The organism is Rothia sp. HMSC071F11 (assembly GCF_001809115.1).
In the GTDB taxonomy this organism is placed as follows: domain Bacteria; phylum Actinomycetota; class Actinomycetes; order Actinomycetales; family Micrococcaceae; genus Rothia; species Rothia dentocariosa.
In genome coordinates this window covers 45,250-60,514 of the sequence record NZ_KV795763.1, presented here as the reverse complement: position 1 = coordinate 60,514, position 15,265 = coordinate 45,250, and the positions used below count along the sequence as shown (strand labels likewise).

The 15,265-nt window shown below is 54.6% G+C and carries 13 protein-coding genes, 1 tRNA gene and 1 other RNA gene; 10 read left to right on the top strand and 5 right to left on the bottom strand.

All coding sequences use genetic code 11. The features are described from left to right. Positions 1-409: 409 nt before the first annotated feature. Positions 410-504: signal recognition particle sRNA small type (gene ffs / locus HMPREF2554_RS08395), an RNA gene on the bottom strand. 151 nt (positions 505-655) lie between these two features. Between ffs and HMPREF2554_RS08390 the strand changes: the two genes are divergently transcribed. Continuing rightward, positions 656-740: transfer RNA gene (locus HMPREF2554_RS08390), tRNA-Ser, on the top strand. Between the two features lie 136 nt (positions 741-876). Beyond that, the gene (locus HMPREF2554_RS08385; protein WP_004006550.1) at positions 877-1,185 is read left to right on the top strand and encodes a type II toxin-antitoxin system VapB family antitoxin; all 309 of its coding nucleotides are present in this window, start codon (positions 877-879) and stop codon (positions 1,183-1,185) included. A gap of 119 nt (positions 1,186-1,304) precedes the next feature. On the opposite strand, the gene HMPREF2554_RS08380 is transcribed toward HMPREF2554_RS08385, so the two are convergent. Both HMPREF2554_RS08380 and HMPREF2554_RS08375 read right to left on the bottom strand, forming a co-directional pair. Next, positions 1,305-1,991, bottom strand: coding sequence for a TetR/AcrR family transcriptional regulator (locus tag HMPREF2554_RS08380; RefSeq protein WP_070554692.1), 687 nt, complete (start codon positions 1,989-1,991; stop codon positions 1,305-1,307). A 142-nt stretch (positions 1,992-2,133) separates the two neighbouring features. Further along, positions 2,134-3,027, bottom strand: coding sequence for an alpha/beta hydrolase (locus HMPREF2554_RS08375; RefSeq protein WP_070536675.1), 894 nt, complete (start codon positions 3,025-3,027; stop codon positions 2,134-2,136). A gap of 199 nt (positions 3,028-3,226) precedes the next feature. Here HMPREF2554_RS08375 and HMPREF2554_RS08370 point away from each other — a divergent pair, with 199 nt between their 5' ends. The 8 genes from HMPREF2554_RS08370 (at position 3,227) to HMPREF2554_RS08335 (ending at position 13,167) form a co-directional block, all read left to right on the top strand. Further along, positions 3,227-3,952, top strand: a complete 726-nt coding sequence (locus tag HMPREF2554_RS08370; RefSeq protein WP_013398444.1) for a queuosine precursor transporter — start codon at positions 3,227-3,229, stop codon at positions 3,950-3,952. A gap of 367 nt (positions 3,953-4,319) precedes the next feature. Next, entirely contained in the window at positions 4,320-5,774 is a 1,455-nt protein-coding gene (locus HMPREF2554_RS08365; RefSeq protein ID WP_070554902.1) for an amino acid permease, read from the top strand. Between the two features lie 177 nt (positions 5,775-5,951). Further along, a complete protein-coding gene (locus tag HMPREF2554_RS08360) occupies positions 5,952-7,496 on the top strand; it encodes an amino acid permease (protein WP_070554691.1) in 1,545 nt (514 codons plus the stop codon). Positions 7,497-7,991: 495 nt separating this feature from the next. Next, positions 7,992-8,492, top strand: coding sequence for an acyl-CoA thioesterase (locus tag HMPREF2554_RS08355; protein ID WP_070554688.1), 501 nt, complete (start codon positions 7,992-7,994; stop codon positions 8,490-8,492). A 260-nt stretch (positions 8,493-8,752) separates the two neighbouring features. After that, positions 8,753-9,946, top strand: a complete 1,194-nt coding sequence (locus HMPREF2554_RS08350; protein WP_070554686.1) for an MFS transporter — start codon at positions 8,753-8,755, stop codon at positions 9,944-9,946. Between the two features lie 410 nt (positions 9,947-10,356). Next, positions 10,357-10,917: a DUF6318 family protein gene (locus HMPREF2554_RS08345; RefSeq protein WP_070520757.1), complete on the top strand. Its 561-nt coding sequence runs from the start codon at positions 10,357-10,359 to the stop codon at positions 10,915-10,917. Positions 10,918-11,332: 415 nt separating this feature from the next. After that, entirely contained in the window at positions 11,333-12,169 is an 837-nt protein-coding gene (locus HMPREF2554_RS08340) for a hypothetical protein (RefSeq protein ID WP_070554684.1), read from the top strand. A 287-nt stretch (positions 12,170-12,456) separates the two neighbouring features. Continuing rightward, on the top strand, positions 12,457-13,167 hold the full coding sequence (locus HMPREF2554_RS08335) for a hypothetical protein (RefSeq protein ID WP_070554682.1): 711 nt from the start codon (positions 12,457-12,459) through the stop codon (positions 13,165-13,167). A 145-nt stretch (positions 13,168-13,312) separates the two neighbouring features. Here HMPREF2554_RS08335 and HMPREF2554_RS08330 read toward each other — a convergent pair whose 3' ends face one another. Both HMPREF2554_RS08330 and tgt read right to left on the bottom strand, forming a co-directional pair. Then, a complete protein-coding gene (locus HMPREF2554_RS08330; protein WP_048753498.1) occupies positions 13,313-13,813 on the bottom strand; it encodes an SRPBCC family protein in 501 nt (166 codons plus the stop codon). Between the two features lie 25 nt (positions 13,814-13,838). Next, positions 13,839-15,140 carry a tRNA guanosine(34) transglycosylase Tgt gene (tgt, locus tag HMPREF2554_RS08325; protein WP_048754561.1) on the bottom strand — a complete coding sequence of 434 codons (1,302 nt, stop codon included), beginning with the start codon at positions 15,138-15,140 and terminating at the stop codon, positions 13,839-13,841. Between the last annotated feature and the right edge of the window lie 125 nt (positions 15,141-15,265).

Here is a 15,265-nt window from a genome sequence, read left to right as displayed (position 1 = left end):
GAAAACGCTCCCGAAGTCTAGAAGAACCTAGAATCCACCTTCGACGCTGAAACGGAAAACATCATTTTGCCAAAAAACACTAGAAACCCAGAGACACTTGCCCCTCCCGCCCCAAGGGAAACGAGATGCAGGTGCATCATGGCTACAGGATTTCTAAGCGCCTAGGGATGTCAGCAAGCGAGGAACGAGCGTAGCTGACAGGGTCCCTGTAAAGCTGGGAAATCCTGTCAGCCTGATGCACTGTGTAATGCATCCGAAGTTTAACGATAAAACCTCTTACGCAACCGCTGAAGCCTCAGATTCCGAGCGCGCGAGGAAATAAATCTGAGGTTGAAGCCGCGAAGCGTGAGCGGCGCGGGCGCGTGAGCGCACTATGACGGTGTGTTTCTGCTGCGAATGTTTTTGGATATAAAAAACCTCTTACGCACCCGTCATAGCTCGAATACCCTTGCTACCTTCCGGTCCTGGGGGAGTTTTCCAAGATAACGCCACGTAAGAGGCACGTACCAGTCTACCTGATTTTGTGGTGGTTGTGAACTTGGTGCCGGGGCCTTGGGGTACCTAGTGGCATTGGGCACTTTCGTTGGGGCAGAATTGCCTTAGTGTTGGGTTCCCTGTATAGTTTTATCCGTTCGCCCTTTTTGGGTGTTTTGTTGGAGGATTCGCCTAGCGGCCTATGGCGCACGCCTGGAACGCGTGTTGGGTTCACGCCCTCGGGGGTTCAAATCCCCCATCCTCCGCTCTTTCCCCGGCTTTGAGTTTTCGAGGTCGGGGATTTTTGTTTTTGGTGTGTTGACCGGGTTTTATTGTGGCGTTGTGCCGTGTGTTGTGGGAGTGGCTTTTCGGCCTGGGGGAGCAGCATTTTAGAATGTAGATATGATTTTCAAGAAGGTTGGTTCTTCGCGCCCGTATCCTGAGCATCATTTGTCGCATGCTGATTGGGGTAATGTGCCTCCGCAGCAGGTGCGTCTTGATGCGCTGATTACGACGCAGAAGACGCTTGACCTTGAGACGCTGCTTGCGGAGGATTCCACGTTTTATGGGGATTTGTTTCCGCATGTGGTGAAGTGGCGTGATGATTTGTACCTGGAGGATGGGGTGCATCGGGCGTTGCGCAATGCTTTGCATCGGCGTGCGGTGATGTATGCGCGGGTGCTTGATTTGGATCAGGTTCCGGGTTTTTAGCCGGATGCGCACTCGCTCCCGCAGCTAACTTGTGGAGATGAAGAAAGCCCCTGACGTAGCGGTCGGGGGCTTTCGCGTTTAATGCTGGTTCGTTTTCTGCCGGACGGGGACGAGCGCCTTTAGGATGCGACGGTCAGGTCGGTCGTTTTCTCGCTTTTGTTTGCTTGAGTTTCTTCGATTTTGAGGGGGTTTCCGTCCGCATCAAACCGGGCGCCCAGCCCCATCTGGATGAACCTGATGGTGCTTTGAATCTGGCGTTCGCGGGTTTGTGCGTCGGGGGCATCTTCGGCGCGTCCGGCGCTTGAGGAGAGTGAACCGTGTACGAGCATCGCGAGTTCGCGAATGTCGTTTTCGGGTATGTATTTTTCGGTGATGGCATCGGAGAGGATGTTTGCCAAAACCATTTGCAGTTCGCTCACGTGTTTGCCGAGGCGCGCGTATGATTCGGGTGAGAGCATGGAGCGCATGGCGGGTCCGGGGGGAAGGTGCCTGCGGGCGAGGTCTTCGATCTGCAGGCGAATGTATACGGCGAGCTGATCGATGGGGTTGGTGACTCCGGTGATCCCTTCGTCGAGTTCGTGCAGGAACCGTTCGGTTTCGTCAAGGGCGTAGGCAACCAGGAGTTCGCCCATGTCAGCGAAGTAATTGTAGACTGCTGTGCGCCCAATACCGGCGTTTTTGGCGACGTCGGTCATGGTGAGTCCGGGGAGTCCTCGGGAGTAGAGGAGCTTCCCGAAAGATTCGAGGATGGCGCGTTTGGTGTTTTCGCGCTGAGCGGCGTTTGTTGCGGCGGAAATACGAGGCATAGTGACACTTTACCGCAGAACGTCAATAAATTGCGACTGTGGCACAAAAAATTACCGAAAAACTTGAGATATTTCTCAACGAGCGCATCGTGCACTGACTAGGAGTAAAAATACTGTTCCCGAAAAATTTAGAAGCCCCGGCTCAGAGGTAGCCCAGTCGTGTGGCGGCGCGCAAATCGTCCCGAATCAAAGAGGTTAGCGGATACCCCCGATGCCCCTGCTTTGGCAGAATACGCAGCATGGTGCGTGCCTGCCGTCCCCGGTAAAATTCTTCACCCTCATGGGCTGCACGCTGCGCTGACCAGATCTGGCCCGCAGAAGCCGGTGCTTTGCCGTCGCGATCTCCCACATGCCAGCTGAGCAGCATCCCGTTTAGGGAACGGCTGGGCCCGCGGAAGCGCTGCGGAATACCGTCGGAACCGCCTCCGCCGATCATGGATGCGCCCCCGCCCAGCAGCCAGTCGTTGGAATGCGACAGCAGTTCGTAGGTAATAAATTCCGCTCCGCCCGAATACCCGGCAAGCCAGATGCGCGTGCGATCGTATCCGTAGCGTTCGGCGAGGTCGGCGGCAAGGGCACGAAAAACACGACCGTTCCTGCGGGCACGCACCCACCAGGTGGTTGTGGGGTCATTGAAAACGGGTGCTTCAAGGGTTCCTGGTGCCAGCACGGGCACGCACAGCATACGATGTTCGCGGGCAATATCGGCGAGGTCGCGGCGCAAACTGGAGGTGCGGCTGAGCAGCCTGCTATTTGAACGAAGCAGGTAATCGCCGTCGAAGAAGAAAAGAATTCCGGGTGGCTCGGTCTGGGCAGCCTCAAGATAGTGTGCGTTATCAACCCGATAGTGCAGGGTTCGTCCGTAGGCACGATAGGGGAGGTACCCGATGAGTTCGCTGGAGGAAACGAGCAGGGGTTCCAGAACTGAACCGGCGCGGCGGGCACCGCGCATCGCCGCCGAAATGCTTCGGGGCAAACGCGGGATGTGCGCGGTTGTGCGGCGCACGGATGAGCGAGCAGGTTCTTGGTGACCCATATTTATAGTTTAAGAGGCGGCAGCCTGCACCGTAAAAAGGCTCGTGATCCGAATAAATCGGCGAAACTACGCTTTATCACCTCAAGAGCCTTTTTAGGTTCTCGCCCAAACGGAGTTACTGGGTAAGATAGTGAGTGCTCGGGTGGCAGACGAGCATAACCTCAAAACAACATTCACATCAAACCTTTCAGGGAGAACTATGTCTACACCCGCTAAGGCACCGCAGGATATTACTACCCCGCCGTGGGCGAAGCGCCGCAGCTATTTTGACCTGCTGCTGGGCGCATCCTGCGTGATTCTGATTATTTCGAATATTGCGGCTACGAAAGGTATCGAATTCGGGCCGCTCCCATTTGAGCTTCCGCCGTTCACGAACGGCAACTTTATCCCCAGTGATGGTGGTTTCTTCTTGTACCCGCTGGCCTATGTACTCGGCGATGTGCTCTCTGAGGTGTACGGGTTTAAGCGCGCTCGCCGGGCTATTATCGCCTCGTTTGTGGCGGCGGCGTTCGCTGCCGGATGCTTCCTGCTGACTGTTGCCCTGCCGCCCGCCAGCTACTATGAGAATCAAGAGGCGTTCGCCATTATTCTCGGTCCCGTATGGCAGATTTTTGCCGGGTCGCTGCTGGGGTATTTGACAGGTCAGCTTCTGAACGCATGGGTGATGGTTGCCATGAAGAAGGCCACCTCCGGGCGGTTTATGTGGGCGCGTATGATCGCTTCAACCCTCGTGGGCGAGCTGGCGGATACCATTATTTTCTGTGCGATTGCTTCGCCTATTCTGGGGATTACCAGCTTGGATCAATTCATCAGCTACACCTTGGTCGGGTATGTGTATAAGTGCCTGGTTGAGATTGTGCTCATGCCTATCAGTTACCCGGTGATTGGCTGGTTCAAACGGCACGAGATCGAGTACGACGGTTAGGCTGATGCCGCACACCGCCGTGAAAAATTGATGATGTGGCGAGAAGCGGATGGGTTGTCTGCTTCTCGCCATTAATATTTGTGGCACTGTATCCTTGTGCGGTGGGTGGCGCATCCTATGCACAAATTTGCATTACGTCGTGGAACACCCAAAAATAACCAAACTCTGAGAATCATAGGGAAAATCTGTTTCGCCACGCACAAACCCATGCAAAAAGTTGCATAGATGATGCTCGACGCGGGATAGTTATTCGATACGCCTTTGCCACATTTGCTGCAGACCGGGTACCGAGCCGCGCTCGGTTTCGACGCGACATACGAGGGCAGGCGCCCAACCGATGAACGAAAAAAATGGAAAGCACCACCTGATGAGTAAAGCACAGGACGCCTCAGCACCTAAGACGGCACCGGCAGAAAACGGCGAACTGAAACGTTCCCTCTCGCATGGTCAAATGACTATGATTGCGATGGGTCTCGCCCTGGGGACCGGCCTCTTTCTGGGCTCTGGTTCCGCCATCAAAATTGCGGGACCCGGTGCTATCATCGCCTACGCTGTTGGGTCCATGATCGCCGCTATTATCGCGGCATGCGCGGGCGAAATGGCGGTTCGCCACCCCGTTCCCGGCGGGTTCGGCACTATCGCAACCAGATACCTCAGCCCCTACGCCGGGTATATTGGCCGTTGGGCGTATTGGGCAACTACCGTGCCGCTGACCGGCGCCGAACTCGTGGCGGTTGGCAAATATTTCTCGTATTGGTTCCCCGCAATTCCGCTGTGGGTGACGGTGGCAGCCTCCGGCATCCTGATTCTCATCCTGAACCTGGTGAGCGTTAAATCCTTCGGCGCCCTCGAATTTTTCCTCTCTTCCATTAAAGTAATTGCGGTTATCGTCTTTATTGTGCTGGGGCTGCTTCTTGTGTTCGTTGGCCTGCCCGGACACACTGCGGTGGGTACCGCAAACCTCGTGAACGACGGTGGGCTGCTTCCTAACGGACTCGGCGCCGTCTGGGTTTCGATGGCAATTGTGATGTTCTCTTTCGGTGGCGTTGAGATGCTTTCCATCTCCGCCGCAGAGGCGCAGAACCCGGCGCGTTCGGTGCGTACCAGTGTCAAGGCCATGATCTGGCGGCTCTCCAGCTTCTACGTGCTCTCGATGTTGATTATTCTGTGCCTGATGCCCTGGCAGCAGGCGGCGCAGACCGGCAAAGACCTCAGCCAATCGCCCTTCGTGATGGTGTTCTCTGAACTGGGCATTCCTTATGCGGCAGATATTACCAACTTCGTGATTCTGATCGCCGCGCTTTCGGGCGCGAACGCCTCGCTGTATGCGGCAACCCGCCTGCTCCACGCGCTTGCGGGCGATAAAATGGCACCCACGTTTGCGGGCACCACGAACCATAACGGCGTGCCCGTCACCGCGCTTATGCTCTCTTTCCTGGGTGTGGTGATCGCATCTGTCATGGCGGTGGCAGAAATCAGTAATATTTTCGAGCTACTGATGGCCCTAGTCACCCTGTGCATTTTGGTTGTGTGGATTATGATTTTGCTGACCTATCAGGCATACAAGAAGCACCAGGGGAACTCCTCAGGATTCACCGTCTGGGGTGGGCGCATTACGGCGGGTGTGGGGCTTGCCGGGGTCCTTGCTACACTGGTCGCCCTTTTCATGCTTCCCGATTCGAGCGCCGTAGTATCCGTGCAGGTGGGCGTGGTGTTCTTCGCCATCATCTCTATCTTCTATATTGTGTTGGCGAAAAAACGCGGCGGTTTCCCGCGTGCCGATCTTGACGCGCTTGCCGAACAACAGAAGGAAGACGCATAGCCTGTTGCTATACCACGAGCAGATAGTATTTTGACGAGAAGATAGCGCTATCTTCTCGTCAAAATACTATCTGCTCGCGGTTAATACGGGCGATGTACTACCCTAGAAACACACTCATTCTTTGACATTTTCACAACATCACAGTCCAGGCACTCAGAACCCGAAGAAGGCTTAAACATGACCGACGGCCACACCCCTCAACCTGCTAAGAGGCATAGAAGCGGCACTGCGCATCCAGCTGGCGGAGCACCACGCAATAAATCCGCCCGCGCCGAACTCAAGCGTTCCCTCTCGCACGGACAGATGACCATGATCGTTATGGGCTCGGCGCTTGGCACCGGCCTATTCCTGGGGTCCGGGCGGGCAATCGCTATGGCCGGACCAGCCGTTATTCTTGCGTATGCTATCGGCTCGGCGCTCGCCTCCGTCATAGGCGCGGCCACTGGCGAGATGGCGGTGCGTTATCCGGTGCGAGGCGGTTTCGGCGCTATCGCCACCAGGTACCTTGGTCCCTATGCCGGGTTTCTCACACGCTTAGCCTATTGGACCGCAACCGTGGTCATTACCGGCGTGGAACTGGTCTCTGTGGCTACCTACCTGAATTACTGGTGGCCGCAGCTGCCTCTGTGGGCGGGCATCGCGGTATTCGGTGTAGCAATTATTATTCTGAACATCACGAGCGTGAAATCCTTTGGTGCGCTCGAATTTTTCCTCTCGTCCATCAAAGTTATATCGGTGATCGCCTTTATTCTGGTGGGTCTATGTCTGGTATTCTTCGGACTGCCCTCACATGCGGCGGTCGGCACCGCTAATCTTGTCAATGATGGCGGGTTTATGCCCCACGGGTTCGGCGCGGTTTGGCTTTCACTGGCGGTCGTGATGTTCTCCTTCGGCGGTATTGAGATGATCTCTATCTCCGCCGCAGAAGCCAAGGATCCCGCTCGGTCGGTGCGTTCCAGTGCGAAGGCTATGATGATTCGTTTGGCAACGTTCTATGTGCTGGCGCTGTTTATTGTGGTGTCGATTATTCCGTGGCGTTCGGCGGGCGAGCTGGGGGAGAAGGTTGAAACCTCCCCGTTTGTTCTGGTTTTCGATCAGTTGGGCATTACGGGCGCGGCGCATTTCGTGAACTTTGTGGTGCTTATTGCGGCGCTGTCTTCGGCAAACGCTAACCTGTATGCCGGTGCCCGCCTGATGCACTCGCTGGCGACCGACCGTATGGCGCCTCGCGCATTGGCAGCGGTGAACGCCTCCGGGGTGCCTTCGCGTGCCGTATGGGTTTCCACCAGCGGTGTTGTTATCGCTATTCTGCTGGCGCTGTTCAGCCCGCAAGAAGCATTCCTCTCCATGATCTTCCTGATTATGGTGTGTGCGCTCACCGTGTGGGTGCTGATTCTGCTCGCGTACATTGTGTACCGGCGGGTTGAGGGCAAAAGCTCGGCATTCCGCCTGTGGGGCGGGCGCGTTACGGCGGGCGTGGGCATCATGGTGCTTTTCGCCGTGTGGGTTGCCCTGTTTATGGTGCGTGGTTCGCTCATTCCCGCGATTGTGGGCGTGGGGTACTTCCTGGTTCTGACGATTGTGTACTTTGCGCGTGTGAAACACACACTCACGGTTGATGAGGATGCGTTTGCCGAAGCACAGCAGGCTTCCGCTGAGCACGCCACAGCCTTAGAGGAGGAAGAGGAGGCGTTGAAGACAGCCTCCGAATTCGGTCGCTAGAGCGCCTTGCTGATGCGGCGCATGCTGGGTTTCGTCGCTGAAGTGCGGGGTGATGAGTGCTCTGCCGCAGCCATCACCATAATAATTTGCAGGGGAAACCTCAAGTAATGATGATTTTATCTATCATGTAGTACTTGAAGGTTTTGTGGGTATTCTCGAAAGACCGCGAAATTCACAAAAAGTTTTTCTGTAACAAACCCGCAATAATGCATCATAGGCTTACAAGAGGGTCTATAGTTATTGGTGAACCGTATGATCTTGTATGCGTTCAAATGTCTGTGTGTTGGGTGTTCCCCGGAGGCGGTGATGCTTCCGGGGAACATCATTTTTAAGGCTATTTAAGATGTTTTGGTATCAGCAGATGACGATCTAGCGAGAATTTCTTACAGTGCGCTGTATAGGCCCAACAGTAGTGCAAGTTAGGGGAAGTACGACTGTAAAACTTTACCCATATACGTATTTATGCATAAAAATGCACAAGGTAGAGTTAAGAGCATGAGCGCACATCAATCCACTGCGAACCCATCAACTTCGATAACCGGCGAATCCGGTCTGACCGTGCAGGTGCCGCCGCGCTGGGGTGATATGGATGCCTACGGGCACGTCAATAACGTTGCAATACTGAGCCTTCTCGAAGAGGCACGCATCGCCGTCTTCGGACCGCCACCGTCTTCAGGGCAGAAACCGCAGAATTTGCCCGCGCCGCCCATCCCGCTTTTTGAAACCATGCCCGATGGAGTGCAGGCCCTTATCGCCGAACACGGGGTGCGTTATCTGGGGCAGCTTCCCTATACGGGCGAGCCATTAGAGGTAAACGTGCGTATCGAAAAGGTGAGCGCCGCCTCGGTGCGAGTGGGCTATAGTATCTATTCCCCGGTGGATCATGCTGAGTGCGTGCGTGCCTTCACTGTGTTGGCTTTTTGGGATGCACCTGCCGCCCGCCTCGCGCGCCTCACCCCCGAACAGCGGGAGCTTTTGGCGCAGTATATGCCGTAGCACTTTGACCGCGAGCAGATAGTATTTTGACGAAAAGATAACCGAGCTCCATCTGCTCGCGGTATGTGCGGTTGGGGGTGAGTGAAGTCCGGCAGCCCGGTCTCCCTATTGCATACAATGTGATTCAGAAAAACATGCCCGGCGGTTTACCTGCGAGGGCGCAAGGCAAAATACCACGTGAGGAGGTGTGTATCGTGCAGCAGGTGATATTCGGCGGCGCAGAGGCATAGGCAACTATCCCTCTGAACCGAAACGAAAGCATGAAAGAACTAATTCAATACTTCAAAACTCCCCTTCTTCTCATCACCCTGATCGATGGATTCGCGGACGCATCCTTCGGGCTGATCCTCATTGTTTATATCTCGCGCATTGCCGAGCCCTGGTGGCTCACCGTCATGGCTGTCGGCGGGTTCTTCACCGGCATACTCTTCGGTCCTTTCACAGGCTGGGTTGCCGATCGTTTTTCGGGTCGAGCCTGCTGGTCTGGCTCCCTGGCCGTATCCTCGCTCTGCGTAGCAGTCATCGCGTTTTTCCCGAATCCGGTCACCATCATTGCCATGAGCGTGCTCAACGGGGCCGCCGGAAATCTCACCAACGCCGCCGAATTCAAACTACTGCCGAAGGCGCCGGGTATGACCCCGTCGAGCGCATCTGCCTCTATTGTGGGAATCGGTTCATTCTGCTCGATCGTAGCTCCACCTGTGGGTGCCTTCTTCGCTACCTGGAACATGACCGCCACTATAGTAGGCTCTTCGGTGCTCCTGCTGGTCGCGGCAGTCATCGCCTGGTTTAACGTGCCAGCACGGCGCGATCACGAACTTTCCGATGCGATTAAACGCGATAGTTTTAAAGATATTTTCCTAGGATTCTCGGCTATTTCCAGCGCTCGCGCCCTCGTGATTTTCTTACCCGTGATGGCGGTCGTAGTTGCTTCCACCACGATGGAAGGCATCGCCGGGGTGTTCTACCTGCAATCCATCACGAACACTGCATTCGAGTATTCGCTCGTGTTGGCGATGTGGGCTGTCGGCGCGCTCATCGCCAGTATTTTCTATGGGCGCGGATGGTACAAACCGCAGCTGGTGAACGCGATTTTGTGGGGTGGATTCTTTATCGGCGCCGTGATTCTGCTGGAAGGGCTGGTGGCGAATCCTTGGATTGTAGGAGCTGGGTTTCTGGTAGGCGGGTTCTTCAACTCGATCCACAATATGGGTATTCGTGACATGGTGTATATGCAGGTACCCGAGCATCGTCAGGGGCAGTGCTGGGCTCTTATCGGCTCGCTGTTTAGTTCGATGGTGCTTGTGGGTGACCTACTCGGTACGCCGGGAATACTGGGGGATGCGCGCACTATTGTCATGATCGGCGGCGCGACGGCAACCGGTGCGGCGGTGGTGAACCTGCTGCTGTATGTGCTGGCGCGTAACCGCACGGGGCACATCCATCGCGCTTAGATGCGGCTAGAAGAGGAGTCGGTAGGCAGAGAGCGTTTAGGGTGAGGGTAAGCATAAGGAGTAGTTAAGGTCACAGTGCAGAGTCTGAGGCAATCCGACCAGATATATGTGACCTATGATACTTTACATATGTCTAGTTTCTCACTGAATACACCCTAGAGAGGGGTTAAGCAATGTTATCTTTAGCTGTTAATCGTCGTACCGCGCTCCTGTTCCTTGGTTCTGGTGCTGGGGCTGTCTTGATGAGTGCATGTGGTGGGAATGCGTCAAATACCGAAAGCTCTGCTTCGCCTCTCGCAAGCTCTTCATCCGCGAGTTCCACTTCTTCTTCGTTGTCATCAGAAAATTCATCAAGCGCTTCGCCCAGTGCCAGTCCAAGCAGGCGGAATAGCTTCCAGCGAGGATTCGATGTGGAGCTTAATAATGCGGATATGGAGTATACGGGTGAGGGCTATATGTATTCCACGCGCGAAAAGCCGGGCTATGGGTGGTCGCATCCTAAAAGGCCTCAAGAAATGAGCGAGAACTCTGAACTCGGGCTGTACTATAGCTGGGCATATGCATCGGCTGGAATAAGTTATGCCATGAAAACGGGTGATGATACGTATATTAAGCAGTCTGGAATGACTGAGGGCGATCAGAAGCTTTTTAAAAGTATTGCTCTTTTGGAAGAAACGCGTGAGGGTAAGTATTGGGAAGAGTCAGGTAACTTCGTATATAGGCTAGAATCCGATCACCCCGAGAAAAAGGGTGAAGAATATTCTTGGCCTTATCAATTACAAATGTTTCATGGAGACTTCTACGTGCGTAACGGAGAAGTGCATGAAATTCCTGAGAATACTGATGGTTGGGGGCAGACTGTCTACTCCACTGGGACCCTTAAGGCGAGGTATCTTGATGGTGCCTGGCAGATGGAAGGGTTCTTTGAAGGTATCGCTACCGATGTTGTTGGAAAACCCTTTGATAAATAGCCTGTTATTTATTTGAGAAAAATGCTGTCTCACGCAGTAGCTTTTTTCTATTTTGAGACCGCAGAAAAAGGTTCTTGGTGTGAACACAACACTAGATATTCCGCATTGTTCACACTAAGAACCTTTTTAGTATATATGAATAATATTTTATAGTTTTCTCAAAGTTTAAAAGGATAGCAGGGTATGTAAATTTTGAGAATAGTATATGGCTTAGTGCGAACGCTAGAATATCCAGAAAGCACTTAGAGAACCATGTTTACAGCTCGTGAAAGAAAATAATACTAATTATATTTCATATCACTATAAAAACTTTAATGATAGTGTTCCTCGTATGCACTCTGTATCAAAAGACGGAAAGCATCATATTAATCAACACACTATGAAAAACTATCGTTATAAAAATTGAGGAGTACTTATGTCTACGAAAAAGATGCGTACTGTAGCCCTAACTGCGCTCGCAGTTCCTGCCCTGATTGGCTCGGTCATGGCAGCCCCCGCCCAGGCAGAGGTGCAATCGGGAACTAACCTGACCTATACTTCGCCCCAAAATGTGAGTTCGCAGTACCACGTTTACGCCGATAATATCGACTGGTCACAGCCCGTGGGCGTGGTGTTTTACTTCGATGGTGACTATAACCAGGACGACGTAGATAGCTCTTTCTTCTACAACCCTAAAGGTGACACCATGCAAGGTATGGCGAATGCAGCTCAGAAACACAACAAGGTCTTTGTCTCCGTAGATACGCCCGATGAATTCGACCCAAATAAAGCAAATGATTACGCCACTTGGTGGGAAAACGCTGATGGGAATGGCGACTACTTCCGCAGTTTTGCCCAGGAGTTTATCGCCGATTCAGATATAGATGAGTCGCAAGTGTGGCTTATGGGATACTCTGGCGGCGCCGAATTTATCACCTATGAGCTTGATGCCGATCAGCAGGGAACCTGGCGTTCCGGCGGTGGTTCCATCATGGTTGGCGGTGGCGGTGGAAAGAATGGGCGCATGGAGACTCAGGCACCGCAGAACATTAAATCGCAGCCTATGTTCTGGTGGGTGAACGAAAAAGATACTCTAGGCGCTACTACACCGGAATGGTGGGATGCTCTCAACACGGCTACAGCCGGTCACGACTGGTATGCGAGGGAAGGGTTTAACACCCAGCCGATGAAAATCGACAAGAAAGAGACGACCTTTAATAACGCTCATACAGATTATGACCTTCCGGGCATCCTCGATCAGCTGTTGTCATAGTCAGAGGGATAACTCTCCGAACCTCTCTGGATAATTGCTCGGGGTACGCCATTAAAAGGCTCTTGATACGAATGGAGCGGGATTTTCAACGCTTTATTCGCATCAAGAGCCTTTTTACGTGGAATAAATCATGATGCTGATGCAAGAAGGCATGAGGCCGAAGGATGGAACGGCAAGCGAGGCATAGCAGGGTCGCCGCGGGGAAGCGGCGCAACCTTCATGAAGATCTTGAGAATTCCTGCACGGTTGTACAATGAAACTATGTCCCCACTGTTGAGGAGATCTCTATGAAAACTCGTTCTTTCGTGACTCTTGGTGCCGCCTGCCTGCTGGCGCTGACCGCCTGCTCGGGCGGCGGCAATACAAACGCGCAGAACACTGCCAGCGCCTCCTCCCCGCATCAAAACAGCTCTGCGAGCCGCAGCGCATCGGCAACCCCGAGCGCGAGCGCGAAACCTGTTATGCCTGAGCGCACTCCGGTGGTCAATGATGACTCCACCATGCAGCCTTCCGCAAGCTCAAGCAGCACCCCGAACCCCTCGAATTCCTCCCAGGTGTGGACTTCTCCAGGAGCGGTCAAGACGGGTACGGTCACCACCGCATCGGCTGACCCGAATGCGGGTAATCCCACGAACGTGCGCCGTGCAGGGGAGAGTTGCGGATCAATTCATCAGCAGGGTCACCTGCGGGGCAGCAACGCACAGTTACGTGTGGTTGATGGCGTGGCGGATTGCGATTACGCCATGTCGATCATGACCCAGTACATCAACAGCACCCCCACGCCCGATAACCAGACCCAGCACTGGGTTATGCGCATTCAGGATGCTACCTGCTACTGGCGTCCGTTCTTGGACTATACCCCCGATCGCGGTGCACCCGAATGCGTTGTGGAGGGGCATAATATCAAGATCACGGCGCGTCTGGACGACCCAGAGGCTGCCATGCGTGCCTATAACGAACTCGACCCGGAGAACCCGGAATATCAGTCCGAAGATTAATGCTTCGCTAATGTTCATAAAACACGGTGGGGAGCGGACAGTTTCTTATAACAGAGCTGTCCGCTCCCCACCCGTATTACGCGAGGTCATTTGATGGCTAGCTACGGTGCTTTCCCTGCGGCAAAAGTCTCAAGGCTGCTTGAGCCTATGCCGCATCCTCTTTGAGTAGAGCATCCAGCCGCGCGAAGGTAGACCGCCAGCTGGCGCGTACCTCCTCGTGTACCGAAACCGGCATGGGGCCGATCTCCACGGTGATGCGCGTACCTTCGCCCACGCCCTCGGGGGTAATAACCGTCTCGGGGAAAAAGCGGAACCGCTGATAGACAACCACACCTCCGGGGTTCCCTAAATGGTCCGGAAGCTGTTCAGCGTATTCGAGCTCCTTGAGCGGATCAATAGCGAGAAACCGACTCTGCAGGACGCATGATACTGAGGCATCAAGCTCGTTAATCATCGATAGCCGCTGCATGCCGCCGACATAAGGTTCCAGCACAATATCTTCGGCACGGGTACGCCACCCCGTCGGCCCATACCAGCGATGCAGCAGATTCGGGTTCAGAAACGCCCCGAAAACCTGCTCGACGGGGGCGGCAATCTCATGGTCGAAGATGAGAAGTTCTTCGTCGGGAACCTTAGTGATGCTCATCGTACACTCCGTGACGGTCGTTGATTTAGGGCTTCTTACCAGAGTAATAGTTACCGAGGAATTCGTCACGGTACTCAAAGTAGGTGCCGTCTGCAATCGCGGCGCGCGCATCATCGACCATGCGCACAATAAACCGCTCATTGTGAATGGAAGCGAGGGTTGCCGCCAGCCGCTCATCCGCCTTGAACAGGTGCCGCAGATAGGCGCGCGTATAGTGTGCGCACGTATAGCAGTCACACCCCTCATAGATGGGCGAGAAATCTGCTTTGAACCGGGCATTCGTCACGTTAAAACGCCCGGTGGGGGAGTAGAGCGCCGCGTTACGCGCCACGCGGGTGGGCGAGACACAGTCGAAGGTATCCACACCATTTTCCAGCCCCACAAAAATATCGTCCGGTTCCGAAATACCCAGCAGGTGGCGGGGCTTAGCCTCCGGGAGTTCTTCAGCGCACCAGCGCACAATGGTACCCAGGTTCTCCTTTTCGAGGGCACCTCCGATACCGAACCCGTCGAACGGCATATCACCTAAATCGCGGCAGGCTTTGCGGCGTAAATCCTCATACTGCGCGCCCTGAATCACCCCAAAAAGTGCTTGGTAGGGTTTGCCCGTGCGCTCATCCGTGAGCCGTTCATGCTCGGCAATGCAGCGCAGCGCCCACAGACGGGTGCGTTCCAGCGCCTCTTCCTGGTATCCGCGGGAATTGTACAGAGTAGTCAGCTCGTCGAAGGCAAACATGATATCTGCCCCGATCTGATGCTGCACCTGCATTGAAACTTCGGGGGTGAAACGGTGAATAGACCCGTTGATATGGGATTTAAAATTCACGCCGTCATCATCAATATGCGCCAGGCGCTCTTTGCCGTGAGCCACATCGTCGTCGCCAATCGGGCGCCCGTCAGCGCCCTTTGCGTCGGCAACGGTTCCCATGTCAATCACCTTTTTGAACCCCGAACCCAGGCTCATCACCTGGAACCCGCCGGAGTCGGTGAAGGTTGGCCCGTCCCAGTTCATAAACCGCCCCAGCCCGCCGGCGGCATCCAGAATCTCAGGTCCGGGCTGCAGATACAGGTGGTAGGCGTTCGCCAAAAGCGCCTGCGCCCCGAGCTCCTTCATCGCTTCGGGAAGCACCGCCTTGACGGTCGCCTTCGTACCCACGGGCGTAAAGGCGGGAGTCTCAATATCGCCGTGCGGGGTGCGGATCACACCTGTGCGCCCCAAAAACTGCCCGCCGTTAGCCTCAACACGCTCGGCAGACGGGGATGCGGTCTCGGCAAGGCGGCTCGTGACGGTAAAACCGAAGTCGGGGTGGGGGAACTCGTTGTTCATCTGTGCCTTTGAAATATACGGGTACGACTAGGGGAAATGTGCTTACTCCGGGGAGGAAGCGCACGGCTATTATACAGGCGCGGTACGTCAGAGCATCTGCAGACCCGCGCCGTCTCACCTCGTAT

What these genes read in the sequence shown, in the direction of transcription:
- HMPREF2554_RS08385 (WP_004006550.1), top strand. Translation starts at nt 877, where the DNA reads ATGATTTTCAAGAAGGTTGGTTCTTCGCGCCCGTATCCTGAGCATCAT.
- HMPREF2554_RS08380 (WP_070554692.1), bottom strand. Translation starts at nt 1,991, where the DNA reads ATGCCTCGTATTTCCGCCGCAACAAACGCCGCTCAGCGCGAAAACACC.
- HMPREF2554_RS08375 (WP_070536675.1), bottom strand. Translation starts at nt 3,027, where the DNA reads ATGGGTCACCAAGAACCTGCTCGCTCATCCGTGCGCCGCACAACCGCG.
- HMPREF2554_RS08370 (WP_013398444.1), top strand. Translation starts at nt 3,227, where the DNA reads ATGTCTACACCCGCTAAGGCACCGCAGGATATTACTACCCCGCCGTGG.
- HMPREF2554_RS08365 (WP_070554902.1), top strand. Translation starts at nt 4,320, where the DNA reads ATGAGTAAAGCACAGGACGCCTCAGCACCTAAGACGGCACCGGCAGAA.
- HMPREF2554_RS08360 (WP_070554691.1), top strand. Translation starts at nt 5,952, where the DNA reads ATGACCGACGGCCACACCCCTCAACCTGCTAAGAGGCATAGAAGCGGC.
- HMPREF2554_RS08355 (WP_070554688.1), top strand. Translation starts at nt 7,992, where the DNA reads ATGAGCGCACATCAATCCACTGCGAACCCATCAACTTCGATAACCGGC.
- HMPREF2554_RS08350 (WP_070554686.1), top strand. Translation starts at nt 8,753, where the DNA reads ATGAAAGAACTAATTCAATACTTCAAAACTCCCCTTCTTCTCATCACC.
- HMPREF2554_RS08340 (WP_070554684.1), top strand. Translation starts at nt 11,333, where the DNA reads ATGTCTACGAAAAAGATGCGTACTGTAGCCCTAACTGCGCTCGCAGTT.
- HMPREF2554_RS08335 (WP_070554682.1), top strand. Translation starts at nt 12,457, where the DNA reads ATGAAAACTCGTTCTTTCGTGACTCTTGGTGCCGCCTGCCTGCTGGCG.
- HMPREF2554_RS08330 (WP_048753498.1), bottom strand. Translation starts at nt 13,813, where the DNA reads ATGAGCATCACTAAGGTTCCCGACGAAGAACTTCTCATCTTCGACCAT.
- tgt (WP_048754561.1), bottom strand. Translation starts at nt 15,140, where the DNA reads ATGAACAACGAGTTCCCCCACCCCGACTTCGGTTTTACCGTCACGAGC.